The organism is Microbacterium sp. ET2, assembly GCF_030347395.1.
GTDB classification, from domain to species: domain Bacteria; phylum Actinomycetota; class Actinomycetes; order Actinomycetales; family Microbacteriaceae; genus Microbacterium; species Microbacterium albipurpureum.
Map to the genome: position 1 here is coordinate 2,467,171 of NZ_CP128170.1, position 16,037 is coordinate 2,483,207.

The 16,037-nt window shown below is 68.4% G+C and carries 18 protein-coding genes; 9 read left to right on the plus strand and 9 right to left on the minus strand.

Going from position 1 to position 16,037, the window contains the following annotated elements; all coding sequences use genetic code 11:
* Positions 1 to 10: 10 nt before the first annotated feature.
* Positions 11 to 961, minus strand: a complete 951-nt coding sequence (bla, locus tag QSU92_RS12055; protein WP_289262169.1) for a class A beta-lactamase — start codon at positions 959 to 961, stop codon at positions 11 to 13.
* A gap of 267 nt (positions 962 to 1,228) precedes the next feature.
* Positions 1,229 to 1,492 (minus strand): helix-turn-helix domain-containing protein, encoded by a 264-nt coding sequence (locus QSU92_RS12060; RefSeq protein WP_289265893.1) that lies wholly within the window; start codon positions 1,490 to 1,492, stop codon positions 1,229 to 1,231.
* A 91-nt stretch (positions 1,493 to 1,583) separates the two neighbouring features.
* Between QSU92_RS12060 and map the strand changes: the two genes are divergently transcribed.
* Positions 1,584 to 2,360 carry a type I methionyl aminopeptidase gene (map, locus tag QSU92_RS12065; RefSeq protein ID WP_289262172.1) on the plus strand — a complete coding sequence of 259 codons (777 nt, stop codon included), beginning with the start codon at positions 1,584 to 1,586 and terminating at the stop codon, positions 2,358 to 2,360.
* A 10-nt stretch (positions 2,361 to 2,370) separates the two neighbouring features.
* Here map and QSU92_RS12070 read toward each other — a convergent pair whose 3' ends face one another.
* Positions 2,371 to 3,669 (minus strand): MFS transporter, encoded by a 1,299-nt coding sequence (locus tag QSU92_RS12070; RefSeq protein WP_289262174.1) that lies wholly within the window; start codon positions 3,667 to 3,669, stop codon positions 2,371 to 2,373.
* 77 nt (positions 3,670 to 3,746) lie between these two features.
* Positions 3,747 to 4,361 carry a TetR/AcrR family transcriptional regulator gene (locus QSU92_RS12075; protein ID WP_289262176.1) on the minus strand — a complete coding sequence of 205 codons (615 nt, stop codon included), beginning with the start codon at positions 4,359 to 4,361 and terminating at the stop codon, positions 3,747 to 3,749.
* Between the two features lie 127 nt (positions 4,362 to 4,488).
* Here QSU92_RS12075 and QSU92_RS12080 point away from each other — a divergent pair, with 127 nt between their 5' ends.
* Positions 4,489 to 4,722: a hypothetical protein gene (locus QSU92_RS12080; RefSeq protein WP_289262177.1), complete on the plus strand. Its 234-nt coding sequence runs from the start codon at positions 4,489 to 4,491 to the stop codon at positions 4,720 to 4,722.
* Positions 4,656 to 5,210: a TetR/AcrR family transcriptional regulator gene (locus tag QSU92_RS12085; protein ID WP_289262178.1), complete on the plus strand. Its 555-nt coding sequence runs from the start codon at positions 4,656 to 4,658 to the stop codon at positions 5,208 to 5,210. Before QSU92_RS12080 ends, QSU92_RS12085 begins: the two co-directional genes overlap by 67 nt.
* Before the next feature lie 88 nt (positions 5,211 to 5,298).
* On the opposite strand, the gene QSU92_RS12090 is transcribed toward QSU92_RS12085, so the two are convergent.
* The gene (locus QSU92_RS12090) at positions 5,299 to 6,573 is read right to left on the minus strand and encodes an ABC transporter substrate-binding protein (protein WP_289262180.1); all 1,275 of its coding nucleotides are present in this window, start codon (positions 6,571 to 6,573) and stop codon (positions 5,299 to 5,301) included.
* Between the two features lie 125 nt (positions 6,574 to 6,698).
* Between QSU92_RS12090 and QSU92_RS12095 the strand changes: the two genes are divergently transcribed.
* The 4 genes from QSU92_RS12095 (at position 6,699) to QSU92_RS12110 (ending at position 10,658) form a co-directional block, all read left to right on the plus strand.
* A complete protein-coding gene (locus tag QSU92_RS12095; protein ID WP_289262182.1) occupies positions 6,699 to 7,652 on the plus strand; it encodes a LysR family transcriptional regulator in 954 nt (317 codons plus the stop codon).
* An 82-nt stretch (positions 7,653 to 7,734) separates the two neighbouring features.
* Positions 7,735 to 8,934: an acyl-CoA dehydrogenase family protein gene (locus tag QSU92_RS12100; protein WP_289262184.1), complete on the plus strand. Its 1,200-nt coding sequence runs from the start codon at positions 7,735 to 7,737 to the stop codon at positions 8,932 to 8,934.
* A gap of 19 nt (positions 8,935 to 8,953) precedes the next feature.
* Positions 8,954 to 10,186 carry a flavin reductase gene (locus QSU92_RS12105; protein ID WP_289262186.1) on the plus strand — a complete coding sequence of 411 codons (1,233 nt, stop codon included), beginning with the start codon at positions 8,954 to 8,956 and terminating at the stop codon, positions 10,184 to 10,186.
* Positions 10,187 to 10,223: 37 nt separating this feature from the next.
* Positions 10,224 to 10,658 carry a protein-tyrosine phosphatase family protein gene (locus tag QSU92_RS12110; protein WP_289262188.1) on the plus strand — a complete coding sequence of 145 codons (435 nt, stop codon included), beginning with the start codon at positions 10,224 to 10,226 and terminating at the stop codon, positions 10,656 to 10,658.
* Positions 10,659 to 10,671: 13 nt separating this feature from the next.
* On the opposite strand, the gene QSU92_RS12115 is transcribed toward QSU92_RS12110, so the two are convergent.
* Positions 10,672 to 11,094 (minus strand): organic hydroperoxide resistance protein, encoded by a 423-nt coding sequence (locus QSU92_RS12115; protein ID WP_289262191.1) that lies wholly within the window; start codon positions 11,092 to 11,094, stop codon positions 10,672 to 10,674.
* A 52-nt stretch (positions 11,095 to 11,146) separates the two neighbouring features.
* Complete coding sequence (locus tag QSU92_RS12120; RefSeq protein WP_289262194.1) at positions 11,147 to 11,596, minus strand: MarR family winged helix-turn-helix transcriptional regulator; 450 nt, start codon at positions 11,594 to 11,596, stop codon at positions 11,147 to 11,149.
* A 311-nt stretch (positions 11,597 to 11,907) separates the two neighbouring features.
* Here QSU92_RS12120 and QSU92_RS12125 point away from each other — a divergent pair, with 311 nt between their 5' ends.
* Positions 11,908 to 12,693: a glucose 1-dehydrogenase gene (locus QSU92_RS12125; protein WP_289262196.1), complete on the plus strand. Its 786-nt coding sequence runs from the start codon at positions 11,908 to 11,910 to the stop codon at positions 12,691 to 12,693.
* 99 nt (positions 12,694 to 12,792) lie between these two features.
* Here the strand turns inward: QSU92_RS12125 and QSU92_RS12130 are convergent, their stop codons facing one another.
* A complete protein-coding gene (locus QSU92_RS12130; RefSeq protein WP_289262198.1) occupies positions 12,793 to 13,161 on the minus strand; it encodes an HNH endonuclease signature motif containing protein in 369 nt (122 codons plus the stop codon).
* A 101-nt stretch (positions 13,162 to 13,262) separates the two neighbouring features.
* Positions 13,263 to 14,213 carry a DUF222 domain-containing protein gene (locus QSU92_RS12135; protein WP_289262200.1) on the minus strand — a complete coding sequence of 317 codons (951 nt, stop codon included), beginning with the start codon at positions 14,211 to 14,213 and terminating at the stop codon, positions 13,263 to 13,265.
* A 285-nt stretch (positions 14,214 to 14,498) separates the two neighbouring features.
* Here QSU92_RS12135 and QSU92_RS12140 point away from each other — a divergent pair, with 285 nt between their 5' ends.
* On the plus strand, positions 14,499 to 15,989 hold the full coding sequence (locus QSU92_RS12140; protein ID WP_289262202.1) for a plasmid pRiA4b ORF-3 family protein: 1,491 nt from the start codon (positions 14,499 to 14,501) through the stop codon (positions 15,987 to 15,989).
* Positions 15,990 to 16,037 lie beyond the last annotated feature (48 nt).

Below are 16,037 nucleotides of genomic sequence, written 5' to 3' on the forward strand. Positions count from 1 at the left end.
CGCGCGCCGGTTACTCGCCGTCTTCCGTAAGGCCCGCCAGCGCGACGGCGGCCGCCTCGGCGACCAGAGCGTCGTCGGTGGCGGCGTCGGCGACATCCCGGGTCGTGAGCACGGCGATGACGATCGGCTCGCCGTCCGGAGGCCAGACGATGCCGATGTCGTTCCGCGTGCCGTGCCCGCCCGTGCCCGACTTGTCGGCGACGGTCGATCCCTCGGGTGCCCCGGCGCGGATGAGGGTGTCGCCCGTGCTGTTGCCGCTCATCCACTCGATCAGCGTCGTCTTGTCGGCGTCCTCCAGGAGGTCTCCGAAGGCGAACTGCCGCAGCGTCTCGACCAGCGCGCGGGGCGTGCTCGTATCGCGAGGGTCGCCCGGCACCGCCGAGTTCAGCTCGGGTTCCCGGCGTTCGGGCTGCGTGATGTCGTCGCCCGATCGCGCGAGCGCGGCGGCGAACCCCTCCGGCCCACCCAGCTGATCCAGCAGCAGGTTGGCGGCGGTGTTGTCGCTCGTGCGGACGGCTGCTTCGGCGAGCTCGCGGACGCTCAGGCCGGCCTCCACGTACCGCTCCGTGATGGGGGAGTAGCTCACCAGCGCATCGCTGCCGTAGGTCACGACGCGGTCGAGGTCGTCGATCTCCTGCAGAATCACGCCGGCCAGCAGCGCCTTGAACGTCGAGGCGTAGGCGAAGCGCTCGTCGGCGCGGTGCGCGACCGTCTCCCCGGTCTCGGTGTCGAGGGCGTAGATCCCGATCCGGGCCTCGTACCGCTCCTCGAGCGCGCCGAGGTCGGCGCTCAGATCGATCGCACTCGGCGTCGGCATCGGCGTTGAGGTCGAGGTCGGCGTCGACGTCGGCGTTGCGGCATCCGGCATGTCCATCGACGGCGCGCATGCCGGCGCGATCAGAAGGACGGATGTCGCGAGGACCGCCCCCGCGAGGGCTCTGGCCCGAGCGATGGTTTTCATTTCCCTCCTGAAGAAGGCGGCCCCCTCGAGCGCAGAACCGACGAGGGATGCTCGAGGGGGCCCGACTCCACGTCGCGGGTACGGGTGCCCGCGCGCCGCAGTCAGCCGGGGGAGCGCTGACAGCGTCGCCGATCAGTGGAGCCTTCGGTCAGCGTATTGGTCGCGGCCGTGGCCTCACCACGTCTCCCGCGCCATCGCCGTCTTTCTCATCTGAACTCAGCGCGCCCCGATCGCTTCGCCCTGTGCATTCGCCGCCGCTGGGCCTCCTCACGCCGACAGCGCGACGTCCGCACCGCGCGCCTGCTCGGCGATGGCGTCCAGCGACAGGTCGAGCGCAGCGGCGACCGCGGCCACCGTCTCGAACGACGGGGTGGGCAGTCGCCCCGTCTCGATCTTGCGCAGGGTCTCGGCGGAGATCCCCGCGCACGCGGCGACATCGACGATCGAGCGGCTGCCCCGGGCCTCGCGCAGGAAGGCGCCGACCCGTCGACCCCGCGCGAGGGTCTCGGGCGTGTGAGGCAGGCGCACCATCATGCCGAGAAGCCTAGCGGTATTATCGGACCGGTATTGTTATACCGACCCGCTTGCCCCGCCACCCACCCCGAGACCCCGAAGGCGCCCCATGATCGAGATCCTCAACGCGGGCCAACTCGAGCACGCGCGGTCTGCGGGGGCCATCGTGGGGGCCACGCTGCGGGAGCTGCGCGAGCGCGTGTCCGCCGGCGTGAACCTCCTCGAGATCGACGAGTGGGCGCGGCAGCTGATCGCGAAGGCGGGCGCGCAATCGTGCTACGTCGACTACGCGCCATCCTTCGGCAACGGTCCCTTCGGTCACTACATCTGCACGGCAGTCAACGATGCGGTTCTCCACGGGATGCCGCATGACTACGCTCTGCAGCGCGGAGACCTCCTCACCCTCGACCTCGCGGTGCTGAAGGACGGCATCGCCGCCGACGCCGCGATCAGCTTCATCGTCGGTCCCGACAACCTTGGAGCTCCTGAAGACACCGCCCTCATCGCCGTCACCCAGCGCGCGCTCGCCGCAGGCATCGAGGTCGCGCGCTCGGGCAATCGCATCGGCGACATCTCGCACGCGATCGGCACCGTGCTCACCGACGCCGGGTACCGCGTGAACACCGAGTTCGGCGGCCACGGCATCGGCACCACCATGCACGGCGACCCTCATGTGCCGAACATCGGCCGGCCGGGGCGGGGCTACACGCTACGACCGGGCCTCCTCCTCGCCCTGGAACCCTGGGTGATGGCAGACACCGACGTCCTCGTCACCGATCCCGACGGCTGGACGCTCCGCAGCGCCACCGGCTGTCGCACCGCACACACCGAGCACACGATCGCCATCACCGACGGCGACCCCGAGATTCTCACACTCCCGCGATAGCGCTCAGCCCTTACGTCACATCCAGCGACCGGTCCGGACCGGCATCCGACACGACGTTCGTCTCATCGCTCACCGCCGTGGCCCTATCCGCCGGGTCCTTCGCTGCCCGGCTGAGCAGCACGAACGGGACGGCGACGGCGGTGATCACTCCGCTCCAGAGCATCGACTGTCCATAGCCGCCGATGTCGGCGGCTCGCCCGAGCACCGGCTGCCACACGACGCCCCCGCCCGAACCGAGCAGCGAATCGAAGGACAGCACCGTCGCTCGCTGCTGCGACGGGATCATGTCGTTGAGGTACGCGCGGCGCACGGGGTCGTCGATGGCCGAGACGATGCCCCATGCGGCGAGCAGCACGACGGCGACCCAGAAGTTCTGCACGAGTCCGAGGACGACGAGAACGAAGATGCTCCCCACGGTTGCGATGAGGATGACGGTGGTGCGGCGTCGGAACAGCCGCCGCACCCAGGGCGCGAGTGCGCCGCCGACGATCGATGACCCGGCGAGGAGGGCGGCGGCCAGGCCCGCGATCGAGTACGCCCCTTCGTCGCCCCACAGTTCGAGCAGGTACGGCTGCAGCGCGTAGAACACGTACATCCCGACTCCGGCGGCGAAGGGGCTCGCCAGCATCAGCCAGCGCACCGGTCGGTTCCCGAGCCCATATGTCACCGACGCGCGGAACACGGTCCGCGTCGCGCGCAGCGGTCCCTCGCTGCGATCGGGCGTGAAGCCGAGGTCGCGCATGAGCAGTGCGGCGACGACGAGCATCACCACGAGGATTCCGCCGCGAACGAGGAACGGCACTCCCAGGTTGGTCAGCTGTGCGATCACTCCGCCGAGCACCGACCCCGCCAGCATCGCGACGCCGCCGACGATCTGGGCTCGCCCGAAGACCGTCTCCAGGCTTCCGGTGTAGCCGGTCGCTCGGAGTGCATCGACGAGCCACGCGTCGACCGCCCCGGAGAAGAACGTGAAGCCCAGCCCGAGCAGCATCGACACCACGGCCCACGCCCAGAACGGCGACTCCATCACCCAGAGCCACCAGTAGAGCGCGGTCGTGATCGCCAGTGTCAGTGTGCCGAGGAGGTACGACACTCGGCGGCCGAGGGTGTCGGCCACGACGCCGGTGGGAATCTCGAAGATCAGCATGCCCGCGGTGAAGAACGCGTTGGCCGCGAACGCCTCCAGGTTGCTCAATCCGGCATCGAGAAGGAACAGCGTGTTGATGCCCCAGATGAAGGAGGCGGCGAGGGTATTGCCGAGCGTGAGCGTGTAATAGGTGCCCTGCACACGCCGCGGCGTCGGTGTCATGCGCTCAGTGTGCACCTCGGCGTCGACGGATGGAACGGTGCGCGAGATTCGGCGGTCGGCGCGGAGAGGACACGGCGTCAGAAAGATTCTGACGGATGCTGCGCCGCGGCGTCGCCGCTCCCCTGCTGCCGCCCCGCGACCGACGCGAACTGCGTCAGGATCCGCTCGACGCGGACGGTGGCGTCGACGTCTGTGCCGTCGAAAGCGCCGGCGCGCAACAGGGTGGCGACGCCGTGCGCTAACGCCCAGGCGACCATCGGTTCGACCAGCAGGTCGTCGGCGAGTCGCTCCGACAGCACGGTCAGCGCGGGGCCGGCTGCGGCTCGATAGTCAGGGTCGGTGCGATGTACGGTCGGGTCTTCGAACATGACGGCGAACAATCCCGGATGCGACGCGGCGAAGTCGATGTAGACGCGACCGAGCGCGACCAATCGGTCGGCGGGTGAGGTGCCCGGTCGCTTCGGCGCAGCGAGCAACGCCTCGCGCAGGGCAAGGAATCCCCGCGCAGCGAGAGCCGTGACCAGTCCGTCTCGTCCGCCGAACTCGTAGCCTGGCGCCGCATGAGAGACGCCCGCCCGCCGGGCGACCCCGCGAACCGTCAGCTTGTCCGCGCCGACGGTCTCGAGTTCGGTGAGGGCCGCAGCAAGCAGGCGTTCGCGGAGGGATGCCGCCGGCGACGCGTCGTCCGCCATGTTTCCCTCCTCGGGGGTTGACAGCGTCAAGCAACCATGCGAACGTATCACACACAGGAACTTGACACTGTCAACCGGCCTGCCGCCCCGTCAAGTGAGACGCCGCCCGCCCAACGAAGGAGCCCTCATGACCACGACCAGTCGCGCGCAGCGCACCGCCTCGCGAACGGTGCACATCCTCGTCGCTCTCGTGCTCGGCACGATCGTGTACGCGCCGTCCTACATCGCCGAACCGCTGATGCCCGTCGCGCAATTCGTCGCGATCCCGGCTGCGATCGTGACCGGCATCTTCCTGTGGAAGCAGGGCCGCATCCGCCAGCTGCTCTCCAGCCGGAATCGCCGGCAGTCGTCCGCGACCTGAGCCTCGTCCCGCAGAGGGGCTTCCGCCGAACCAAGGCTGCGGCCCTCTACCACGTCGGCACGAAGGCCGAGCTCGTCGAGCAGGCCTATTCGTCGGTCATCTCCGACTTCGTGGCGTTTGTGCAGGCTCGCGTCGATGATGCCCCGGGGTCTCTCGAACGTGTCGTCGCGTACGCGGAGGCGCACATCGATTACATGAGGAATCACCGGGATCACGCGCGGGTGATCGCCGAGACACTGGATGACGCGCACCCCACCGGCATCGATGATCGCCCCGAGACTTCGCGGCGCACCGACCCCGCCGTCGACCTCATCGATGCGGCTCGGAGGTCCGGGGGTGCCTCCGCGTCGCCCGAGTCATCGGTCGTCGTCGCCACCGCGCTCCACGGCATGATCGATTCCGCCATCGCCGCGTGGCTCGATCGGCCCGAGTTCGATCTCGACGCCACGAAGCGGGTCATGCGCCAGTTCGTCGTCTGTGCCGTCTGAACACAGTCGAATGGCCGCGCCCCGGCATCCGTCCGAGAGAATCCGGATGCCGGGGCTCGGCGCTCGACCGTCAGCCCGCGCCTTGGCGTCAGCCGAGCTCTTCCACGAGGTCGAAGCCCGACCCGTTGAAGCGCATCACGGCCACTTCGCCCATCGCAGGTCGTCCCTCCACTGTCGTGTCGATGACGTCACCCGGGAGCAGCCCGGGGGCAGCGAAGTCGGAGATGGACATCAGCGATTCCATGAAGTTCTCGCGCGTGGGCTCGGTCATGTTGCCGAAGGCCTCCTCGAGCACCGAGGCTCCGATCCAACTCCAGAGGCACTGCGGGAAGGTGGGCGTCTGGGTCTGGTTTGTGTGCGCGGCCAGTGCCTCAAGGAAGCGCTGACCCTCCTCCGACTCCGCGAACGAGGGTGCCGCGGCGTTCTGCGAGGACGCGGTGGTGTAGATCGCGGGGAAGCTGTCGGCCACTCCGGAAGGGATGAGCAGCGCCTGCGGACTCGAGGTCGTCGACGGTAGGAACCAGCTGGGGTTCCATCCGACGTTGTTCGCCTGCTGCAGCGAGCCGATCACCAGTGGCGCGAGCGACGACATCGCGTTGAAGAAGATGTCGGCATCGGTGGAGGCGAGGTCGGTGATCTGCGCCGACACGTCGGTCGCGGTCGCCTCGTAGCTCACCTGCTTCACGACTTCGACGTTGTCGGCGCCCTCCACCGCGGAGAGGAACCCTTCGACGTACCCCTCTCCGAAATCGTCGTTCTGGTAGAGGATGGCGACCCGGTGATCCTCTGGCGACGCGGCCAGGAGCTCTCCGAATGCCTCGCCTTCCTGCTGATAGATCGGGAGGAGTCCGAGCTGCCACGGGCTCTCCTCGCGATCGCTGAAGATCGGGTCGCCCGTCTGCAACAGCACCTGGGGGGTCTCGGCGGCGATCGCCGCGTCTCGCCAGGCGCGGTTGGTGGGGGTTCCGAGGCTCAGCACCGCGGCGAAGATGCCGTCGGTCGTCATCTGCTGGAAGTTCGCTAGCGATCGCTGTGGGTCGTACTTGTCGTCGTAGGTGATGAAGTCAACGGTGCGGGTCTTCCCGTCACCGAACTCGATGCCGCCCTCCTCGTTCTTCATCGCGAAGTACGCCGCGGCGCCGTCGGCGGCACAGTTGCCGACGCCCGCGGCGTTGCCGGTGAGGGGATTGGTGGACCCCAGCGTGATGGTGGTGTCGGTGATGCCCGGCGAGGCCGCCGCCGCCTCAGCCGCATCCGTGTCGCCCGATGTCGCCGGCGCCTGCCGCGCGCACGACGCCAAGGTCACGGCCAGAGCAGTCGCCGTCGCGAGTGCGGCGAGTCGTTGTGCAGTCTTGATCGTCATTGATCTGCCTCCCTGGCGGTATCCTCTCGGCAGGCCGCTTCGACGGTCAACGTGAGTAATCAGACCAACTAATGCGGTTTTCTCGATGAAGATCTCGGCGCGAAGACGCGGGCGAGGGATGAGACATGGATGACACGGGACTCCTCCGAGGCGAGCTGACCTTTCGGCAGCTGGGCCATTTCGTCGCTGTTGCGGAGGTCGGTTCGATCGCCGGTGCGGCGCAGCGCCTCCAGTTCTCGCCGTCGGCGGTGTCGGCCTCGATCAGCGAGCTCGAGCGAGCCCTCGGCGCACAGCTGTGCATCCGTCGCCGGGCACAGGGCGTGACCTTGACACCGACCGGAAGCCTGGTGCTCCTGCGCGCCAAGCGTCTGCTCGCCGATGTCGCGGAACTGAATCACGCCGTGCACGGCGGGGGTGAGCTCGTCGGTCCTCTCGTCGTGGGCTGTTTCCACTCCCTCGCTCCCACGCTTCTGCCGAGCCTTCTCGAAGAGTTCGAGAGCCGGCACCCCCGCGTGTCGATCGACTTCGTCGTCGGGGCACAGGACGAGCTCCAGCACGACATCATCGCGGGCCGGATCGATGCGGCGCTGATGTACGACATGAGCGGCACCGAACAGCTCGAGCGAGCTGTGCTCTTCGAAACCCGCGGCTACGCGCTGTTCGGCGCGGCGAATCCGCTCGCACAGAAAGACATCGTCACCCTCGAGGAGCTCGCTCCTCTTCCGCTCGTGCTCTACGACCAGGTTCCGAGCACGCACTACGCCACGGCGATGTTCGAAGCGCGGGGATTGGTGCCGAACGTCCGCTACCGCACGCACGCGTTCGAACTGACGCGGTCTATCGTCGCGCGGTCCGACACCGCCTACGGCATCTTGGTGCAGCGCCCCGAGAACTCGTTCAGCTACGAGGGTCTGCCCATCATCGAGCGCGACATCGAGCCCCCGCCCCCGGCGGCGACCGTGGTCTTCGCCTGGGCGCGGGGCGCCGAGTTAACCCCGCGCGCTGACGCGCTGCGTCGACTGCTGCGCGATCGGTACCCGGACGCTTCAACAGGAAATCCGCGTTTGATCCCTGAATAGTTCTGTTTGACCGTGCTTCGTTCTCTCGCGAATGCTGTCTGTGAGATGTCGAAGCGGTGTTGCTTCGGCAGAAGGGACAGCCATGACCACGGTGCTTACGCCGACGAACTCCCTGCGCTCCGCGCCGACGAACCTGTCCGCAGATGACGTCGTGCAGGCGTCAGAGGACCTCGTTCCGCTCCTTCGCGAACGCGCTGCCGAGGTCGACGAGCGTCGCAGGATTTCAGACGACACCTATCGGCGCCTCGGCGACGCGGGCTTCTTCCATGTTCTTAAGCCCAAGAAGTACGGCGGACTCGAGCTGACCGAGCACGAGCACGCCCGCATCGCAATGAACCTCGCCCGCGGGTGCGCCTCGACCGCGTGGGTCTTCTCGATCCTCAGCTCCGACAACATGGCGATCCTGGCGTACCCGGAAGAGGTGCAGGAAGAGATCTGGGGCGAGGACTCGTTCGCCACGCTGGCGGGCAACACTAACCTCAATCCGAAGGCGACCGCCACCCGGGTGAAGGGCGGATACCGCCTGACCGGTCAGTGGGGCTTCTGCAGCGGGTCCGACTTCTCGGAGTGGCTCATCTTCAACGCGCCCGTCGGAGACGACGGCGAGGGCTACATGTTCATCGTTCCGAAGGACGAGGCCGAGACCATCGACGACTGGTATCCCACGGGGATGCGGGGGACGGGCAGCCGCACGATGTCGGTGACGGATGTCTTCGTGCCCGAGCATCGCGCGCAGGCGACGCGTGACACGGTGCGCAAGCTCAAGGAGCGTCGCGCGCTCCACCCGACCTTCAGCACGATGTGGGCGACCTGGCCCTCGAGCGGCCGTTTCCCTTTCGCCGCCTGCGCGGTCGGAGCCGCCTGGGGCGCCACCGAGCACTTCGCGAGCACGGTCGGCACCAGCACGCGCGTCGCGGGTGCGCTCGGAGGGGCCGTCCGGCTCGCCGACCAGGACTATGTCGCCACCGAGTTCGGGCAGGCCGAGGGTGATGTGCAGATGGCGCGTCTCCTCATCGAGAAGCGCAGTTTCGAAGCATCCGAGCGGGCCCGCCAGCATCGCGAGTCGACGGAGCAGGAGATCGGTCGCGACCTTCGGGACAACGCGCTGGTGACGCGCACCGCGCTTCGCTCGGTGCAGACGATCTTCTCCCTCGTCGGGGCCAAGGCCGGCAAATCCGACCACCCGGTGTCGATCGCGAAACGCGACGTCGAGATGATCTCTCACCACGTGACCCTCAACTGGCGTCAGAACACCGTCCGCTACCTGGCGGCGGTGTCCTGACCCGGCGTCGGATCCGGTCATGACGCACACGATCGACAGCGCAGCCGAGACGTCGGCCTGGTGGCGGGCTGCGCTGGGGGAGTACCCGACCGGCGTGTGCCTCGTCACCGGGGTGGCCGGCGATGGCAGCCCCGTGGGGATGGTGGTCGGGAGCTTTGTCGCCATCAGCGAAGATCCGCCGCTCGTCGGCTTCTTCGCTGGTCGGGGTTCGAGTACCCTCCCTGGGCTGAAAGAGAGCAGATGCTTCACCGTCAGCGTCTTGGCTGACGGGTCGGAGTCGCTGTGTCGTGCTTTTGCCACGAAAGACCCGGGTCGGTGGGAGCACGGCACCTTCGAGCGGTCCGGCACGGCTGCACCGCGAGTGTCAGATGCCGTTGCGTGGTTCGACGCCCGCCTCGAAGAGGTACGGGAGTACGGCGACCACTCCTTCATCGTCGGGCGGATCACCGATGCGGGAGCGGGTGCAGGAGCGGCTGAGATGCCGTTGCTATTCCGGCGAGCGGGGTACGGCACGTTCGCAGCCTCCAGCGACACTTTCGACACGCGGGGCTTCATCGAACGGCTGCGATGGGCGACGGTCGGTGAACGTGAGGTCAGAGAGCTCGCCGACGACTTCGATGTGCACGTGGCCCTCTCCAGCCAGATCGGTGATGCCGTCGTGACGCTCGCCGCCATCGATCCGTCGTCGTCGGGCAGTTCCTACGAGAACGTCGGTGCGTCCCACCCCTGGGCCGCGCCGATTGCGTCGATCTTCGCGGCTTGGGCTCCGCCTCATCGTCGGCGGGCGTGGGAAGAGGCCTCGCGGCATCTCACCGGTGCGGTCGATCGTCCCCTGCTCGAACGCATTCTGTCCGGTGTGCGTGAGCGCGGGTATGCCGTCGCGGGAGACGCCAGTCTGACCGCCGACTTCCTCCGCCTCGCGCGCAGCGCTGATGTCGAGCGCGAGACGTACGCCCGCATGTGGGCAGACATCGCGACGTCGCGTGCGGAGCTCGAACCGGACGGCTCGGTTGACTGGAGCAGGGTGGCGGTCGTGCAGATGCCCGTCTTCGCTCCTGACGGCGAGGTGGCGATGGCGCTCTACGCGATCACCTCGTCGTCTTTCGATAGCGCCACGGGTGAGCGCCTGGTGGAGCGGATGTCGCAAACAGCACGCAGGATCGCGCAGTCGAGCCCGTCCGCTCGGCGGGGAGCTTCGTCCGCGGCAGCGGTCGGTCTGTGGGGTGACTCCTGGGAGCTCGACGCGACGTGAGTCGCTCGGGTCGGCCGCGCCTTGGTATAACCGCAGGATGACCACGTGGCCGCCCGACGCCGAGGGCGTCGTGACCCTGCCGAGCGGCTGCCGCGTGCGGGGGCGCGGCCTCGCGCGAGGCCCCGCTGAGGCGGCGCCCGCCCCCGACTTCGGGGTCTACCTCACCGCGCGCGTCCACGCGGAGCGCTGGCCGTCGCGGTGGATCGCGTGGCCCGACTTCCGTCTGCCCCGCGACCCGTCAGAAGCGATGGCCGCGCTCCGCGAGGCGTACGACCGCGCGGCGATCGAGCGGGTGGAGGTCGCCTGCGACGGCGGAAGCGGTCGGACCGGCACCGCTCTCGCACTCCTCGCCCGACTCGACGGCGTGCCCGCGGGCGACGCCGTGGCGTGGGTTCGCCGGCACTACCGACCGAGAGCCGTCGAGACGCCCTGGCAGCGCCGGTTCGTGCGCACAGCGCGGCTCGCCGACTGAGCCCCGCGGCCTCTCAGTCGTCGACGACCGAGACCGTGACCTCGATGTTGCCGCGCGTCGCGTTGGAGTACGGGCACACCTGGTGGGCGGCGTCGGCGAGCCGCTGCGCGACGTCGCCTTCGACCCCCGGGATGTTCACCTCGAGCAGCACGGCGAGCTGGAATCCGCCGTCGCCGTTCGGTCCGAGCGACACCCGCGACCCGACGCTCGAGCCGTCGACCTTCACCTTCTGCGCCCGCGCGACGCTCTGCAGCGCACTGTGGAAGCAGGCCGCGTATCCGGCCGCGAACAGCAGCTCAGGGTTGGGCGCGCCGCCGGCGCCGCCGAGCTCCTTCGGCACCCGCACGTCGGTGTCGAGAATGCCGTCGGCGGTGCGCACGTGTCCGTCGCGACCGCCGCCGGTGGCGAGGGCTTCTGCCGTGTAAAGGGCGTTCATGAGTGTCCTTTCGTGGGGGAGGAAGAGATGACGGATGCCGCGGCGAAACGCGTCACGAGGCCGCGCGCAGTTCGCCCGCGAGGGCGCGCATGTTCGCGGTGATCGCGTTCAGTTGCGCCAGGAGCTCGGGCACGCTGCGACCGCTGTCGACGAAGCCGGGCACGAGGCATCCGGCCGCCGCGACGACGTCGGCGTAGACCGATCGCCCCTCGTCGGTGAGGCTGACCCGCACCACGCGCTCGTCGGCGTCATCGCGCCGCCGGTCGACGAGTCCGCGGGACTCGAGCCGCCGCAAAAGGGGCGAGAGCGTCCCCGAGTCGAGGTGGAGTTCCTCGCCGAGGGAGCTCACCGTCCGCTCGCCGGTGGCGAGCACGACCAAGGCGAGGTACTGCGGATACGTCAGCGACCACGGCTTCAGCACCTCGCGGTACGCCTGGGTGGTCGCGTGCGACGCGGTGTACATCGCGAAGCAGACGAAGTCGTCGAGCGCAACGGGAGGCATGGTCAGAAGCATTGCACGCAATTCAGTTGTGCGCAATCCAGCTTCCAACCCAGGCCCGACCGCGCTTCCACGAGGAAATCCGCCTCCGTGAGGATGCCGCGGCGACGCGTCATCCTCAGGAGCGCGGATCGCTTCGCGACCGCGAAGCCGAACAGCGCTCCGGTGCCCTCCGCCCCCAACCCGCGCATCGATGCAGCGGAATAGATCGACCCGTGAATGGTTGGCCTCAAGAGAACAACGCACACAGGGGACATCCGGTCCTCTGCCCACAACGCACCCGGCCGGATGTCTCGAGACGAAAGGCGAGAGACATGACTGAACGATTCACCGACCGCACCGTCCTCATCACCGGAGCCGGCTCCGGCCTCGGCCGAGCGGCCGCCGTGCGACTGGCCTCGGAGGGTGCGAACCTCTCGCTCGTCGACGTCTCGAAGGACGGGCTGGATGCCACGGTGCAGGCCGTCCGCGATGTGGCGCCCGATGCGAAGCTCGTCACGGTCACCGCCGATGTCTCCAGCGAAGACGACACGCAGCGCTACGTCGACGAGACCCTGTCGGCCTTCGGCCGCATCGACGGCTTCTTCAACAACGCCGGCATCGAGGGCAAGCAGAACCTCACCGAAGACTTCAGCGCCGACGAATTCGACCGGGTCGTCTCGATCAACCTGCGCGGTGTCTTCCTCGGGCTCGAGAGGGTGCTGAAGGTCATGCGCGAGCAGGGGAGTGGCGCCGTGGTGAACACGGCCAGCGTCGGCGGCATCCGCGGGATCGGACGTCAGTCGGGCTACGCCGCGGCCAAGCACGGCGTCGTCGGCCTGACCCGCAACTCGGCCGTGGAGTACGGCGAGTTCGGTGTGCGCATCAACGCCATCGCGCCCGGCGCGATCTGGACTCCGATGGTCGAGAACTCTATGAAGCAGCTCGATGCCGAGAACCCGCGTCAGGCGGCCGAACAGTTCATTCAGGCCAACCCCACCAAGCGCTACGGCGAGGCCCCCGAGATCGCGTCGGTCGTCGCGTTCCTCCTCTCCGACGACGCGTCCTACGTCAACGCCACCGTCATCCCGATCGACGGCGGACAGTCGGCCAAGTACTGATCTGATCATCGATCAGATCGATCGACAGGTCGCATTCGCGTCGGAGACGGCGAAGCCGAGGGGCGTTCACCGCCTCCGACGCTGACCTGTCGTGTGTCGTCAGAACGGCGCGACCGCCAGTTCGCCGTCGTCGGTGGGGACGAAGGCGACGCGTGAGGGTGGGTGGCTGTCGTAGGTCTTCCCGCCGGGGCTGGTGAAGGTCAGGATGCCGCCGGGCAGCTGTTCGACGTGCCAGTTCGTCGCGTGCTTCAACGTATGGTGTCGGGCGCATTCGTTGCACAGGTTGTCGTTGCAGCTGGGTCCGCCGAGCGCGAAGTCCTTCGAATGGTCGATGTGGCAGAGCTTCGCGGGCCTTCGGCATCCCGGTGTGCCGCAGGTGACGTCGCGGGCGTTGAGGTATCGGGTTTGGGAGGGATGGAGTTGGTATCTGTCGACGGCGGTGACGACTCCGGTGATGGGGTCGGTCATGATTCGTTCCCAGATCTTCGCGGTTCCCGCCATGCGTCTGGCTGTGTCGGGGTCGACCGGGGTGACCCCGTTCAGTTCCGCCCCGGAGTTCGTCACTTCCGTCAACGTGGTGATGGGGATGGTGATCGCACCTCGGCGCGGATGGCGCCGAGTCCGCCGGTGGCAGGGTCGGTGGGGTCGATCGTAGGGGAGCCGGTGAGGAGCATGTCCAGGGCGAGGTCGGCGCGGATCTCGTCCAGTGTCCGCTCATCGAACCACGGCTCCGTCTCGCCAGCTGCGGCATTCGCGTCGCCGTCGCCTGCGCCGCTGAGTCCGAATCCGGCACCGGCGCCCACGCCGCTGTTCCCTGATGCGCCCCGCTCGGCGGCAGCGGCGGCGTAGGCGCGGCGTCTCGCCTCGTCGACGTTCTTGATGGTCGTGCCCTGGCTCGTGAGCCGGTTGTACGTTCCGTGGATGTAGACGTTGCTGCCCAGGATGGTCAGGGTGGACATGGCGTCGTCGAGGTCGGTGACCCATGCCCGTCGTTCCCGCATCGCCGTGTCATGCCGTTCCTGCAACGGCCGAGGGTCCAACACCGCGGCACGTTGGATCGCGTACTTCTTGGTACGCGGCACCGTCTGCCGCTCCGCTTCGACCAGCACGATCCGTTCGTAGTCCGCTCGATCGGCGGGGTCGTCGATGACCCGGCCGGCGTCTTGGATCACCTGCGCATGCGCCCGGGTGACCCGCCCTTCCGACAGAGCTCCCATCGTCGCCGGGAACAGCTCGATCAGCTCATGCGCGTCATGCATCAGGGTTTGCATCGACCGGTCGTTCACCCGGACCGCCATCCCCAACTCCAGCGCCATCGACCGCAACGGCATGTGCCGCTCCCGCGACGACACCGACCCGATCCGTGACCGCTGCTCCAGCGTCAGCGCGTACGCGTCCGCCAGCAACCGGGTCTCCTTCGCCTCCAACGCCGCCCGCCGACGCCGCAACTTCGCCAGCTCGTCCGCGAACACCCCGGCGCGCTTGTCCTCCGCCCGCCGCCGCTTCTCGTCCGCATCCACTGGCAATTCCCCGTTCCGATGACCTACGCACATCATCGCAGAGGGTTCCGACATTGCCTCCCCGTTCGGCGCAAGAAAACGAAGATATGTACGAAACTAGTAGCCGACTCGCCGCCGCGATTGCAATGAACCCGACGTTGGCCGCGGCAGGCCAGCCCGTTTGCGAGAGGGGGAGCCGGCGCAGCATCCCCGAGGCCCGAGCATGACCCGACGAATGCTCGCTACCCCACCATCTTGTCGATCTCCCTCCCAGAGCGTGACCCGGCCGCACTACCCTCGATCACGATGAACGATGAAGAGGTGCGCCGCCGATTCACCGAGCTGACCGCCGGCATGTCCGCCGCAGACCTCATGGGTCTTGCCGACGCCATCGCCCGCCAGCGCATCGATGAGGTGACGAACCCGGCGCGGCGCGAGCTCCGGCATCCGCAGCGAGACGGCACCGCCGTCTTCCGTGTCCGCGCCGACATCGACGGCGAGAAGCCGCCGATCTGGCGACGGCTCGATCTGCGCTCAACCATCACGCTCGACGTTCTGCACGACGTGCTGCAGGCTGCCTTCACCTGGGCCGACGAGCATCTGTATCGGTTCGCTCTGGGCGGCGGAGTCTGGGATCGGCACAGCCAGATCTTCCTCTGCCCATGGGACGTCGACGATCCGGAGAGCGCCGACGACGGCATCCCCGCCCGCGACGTCCGCCTCGACGAGGTCTTCGCCGAGCCCGACGACACTCTGCGATACGTCTACGACTACGGCGACGAATGGCGCGTAACGCTGCGGCTCGAGCAGATCCTCGAAACCGGCACGGTCATCCCATTCGCGCGATGCGTCGACGGACGCCGCGCCGCCCCGCCCGAGAGCAGTCGCGGGCTCGAGGGCGAGGCACTTCGTGCCAGCCAGCCCGATCCCACCCGGTTCGATCCGGCCGAGGTCAACGAGGCCCTCGCGGACGTCAGATTCCGGATGCGAGAGGCCGGCGTCCTGCCTGAGGTCATCGCCGTCATCGACCGCCTGCGGTACGACATCGACCTCGACGACCCCGACACTCTCACCGACCCCGTCATAGCGCGCGCCGCGAACGCGCTGGCCGAGCCCGAGCCGCCCGTCGACGACGCCGACCGCGAAGCATCCCTCCGGGCGTGGACCTGGTTCCTCGACCGCGCCGGCGGCGACGGCATCCCGCTCACCGCCGCGGGCTATCTCAAGCCCGCCGATGTCACGGACGCCATGCGCCATCTCCCCACAAGCGACGCGTGGCTCACCACCAGCAACCGTGAGATCGACCACTCCTCCCTGCTGCATTTCCGCGAGTCGCTCGTGCGGCAGGGATTCCTGCGCAAGTACAAGGGTCGCCTCCTCCTCACTCGCCTCGGCGCCTCCGCCCGGAAGCACCCCGACCGGCTCTGGCAGACGCTCGTCGACCGCTGGCGCGGCGTCGTGGCCGGAACCCACGTCGTCGACGCGCGGGCAGGATCGCGGGACGCTGACTTCGTGAGGGATGCGACGACGTGCACCCTTCTCGCCATCGCCGCCGGGGAGTCGTTCGACTCGTCGTGGGGCTCGCAACCGCCGGGTGGGCTCGACCGAGCGGCCCACTGGCTCTCCCGCCTCGGTTGGAGCATCGACGGCGCACCTGTCCCCGGTCGCGACCTGTACTCACAACCCGTCCGCACGGTTCTCGAGAACCTGTGGGACGGCGTTCGTGACACCCTCGGCAAGGGCGAGATGAGCGCCACCGCACGCCGCCTCGCTCGTCAGGTGCTGCGCCGCTCCTGAAGGACGAGCGATCGAGCTCGCCGGTCGTGGGCTGAGCAGGCTGGTGGC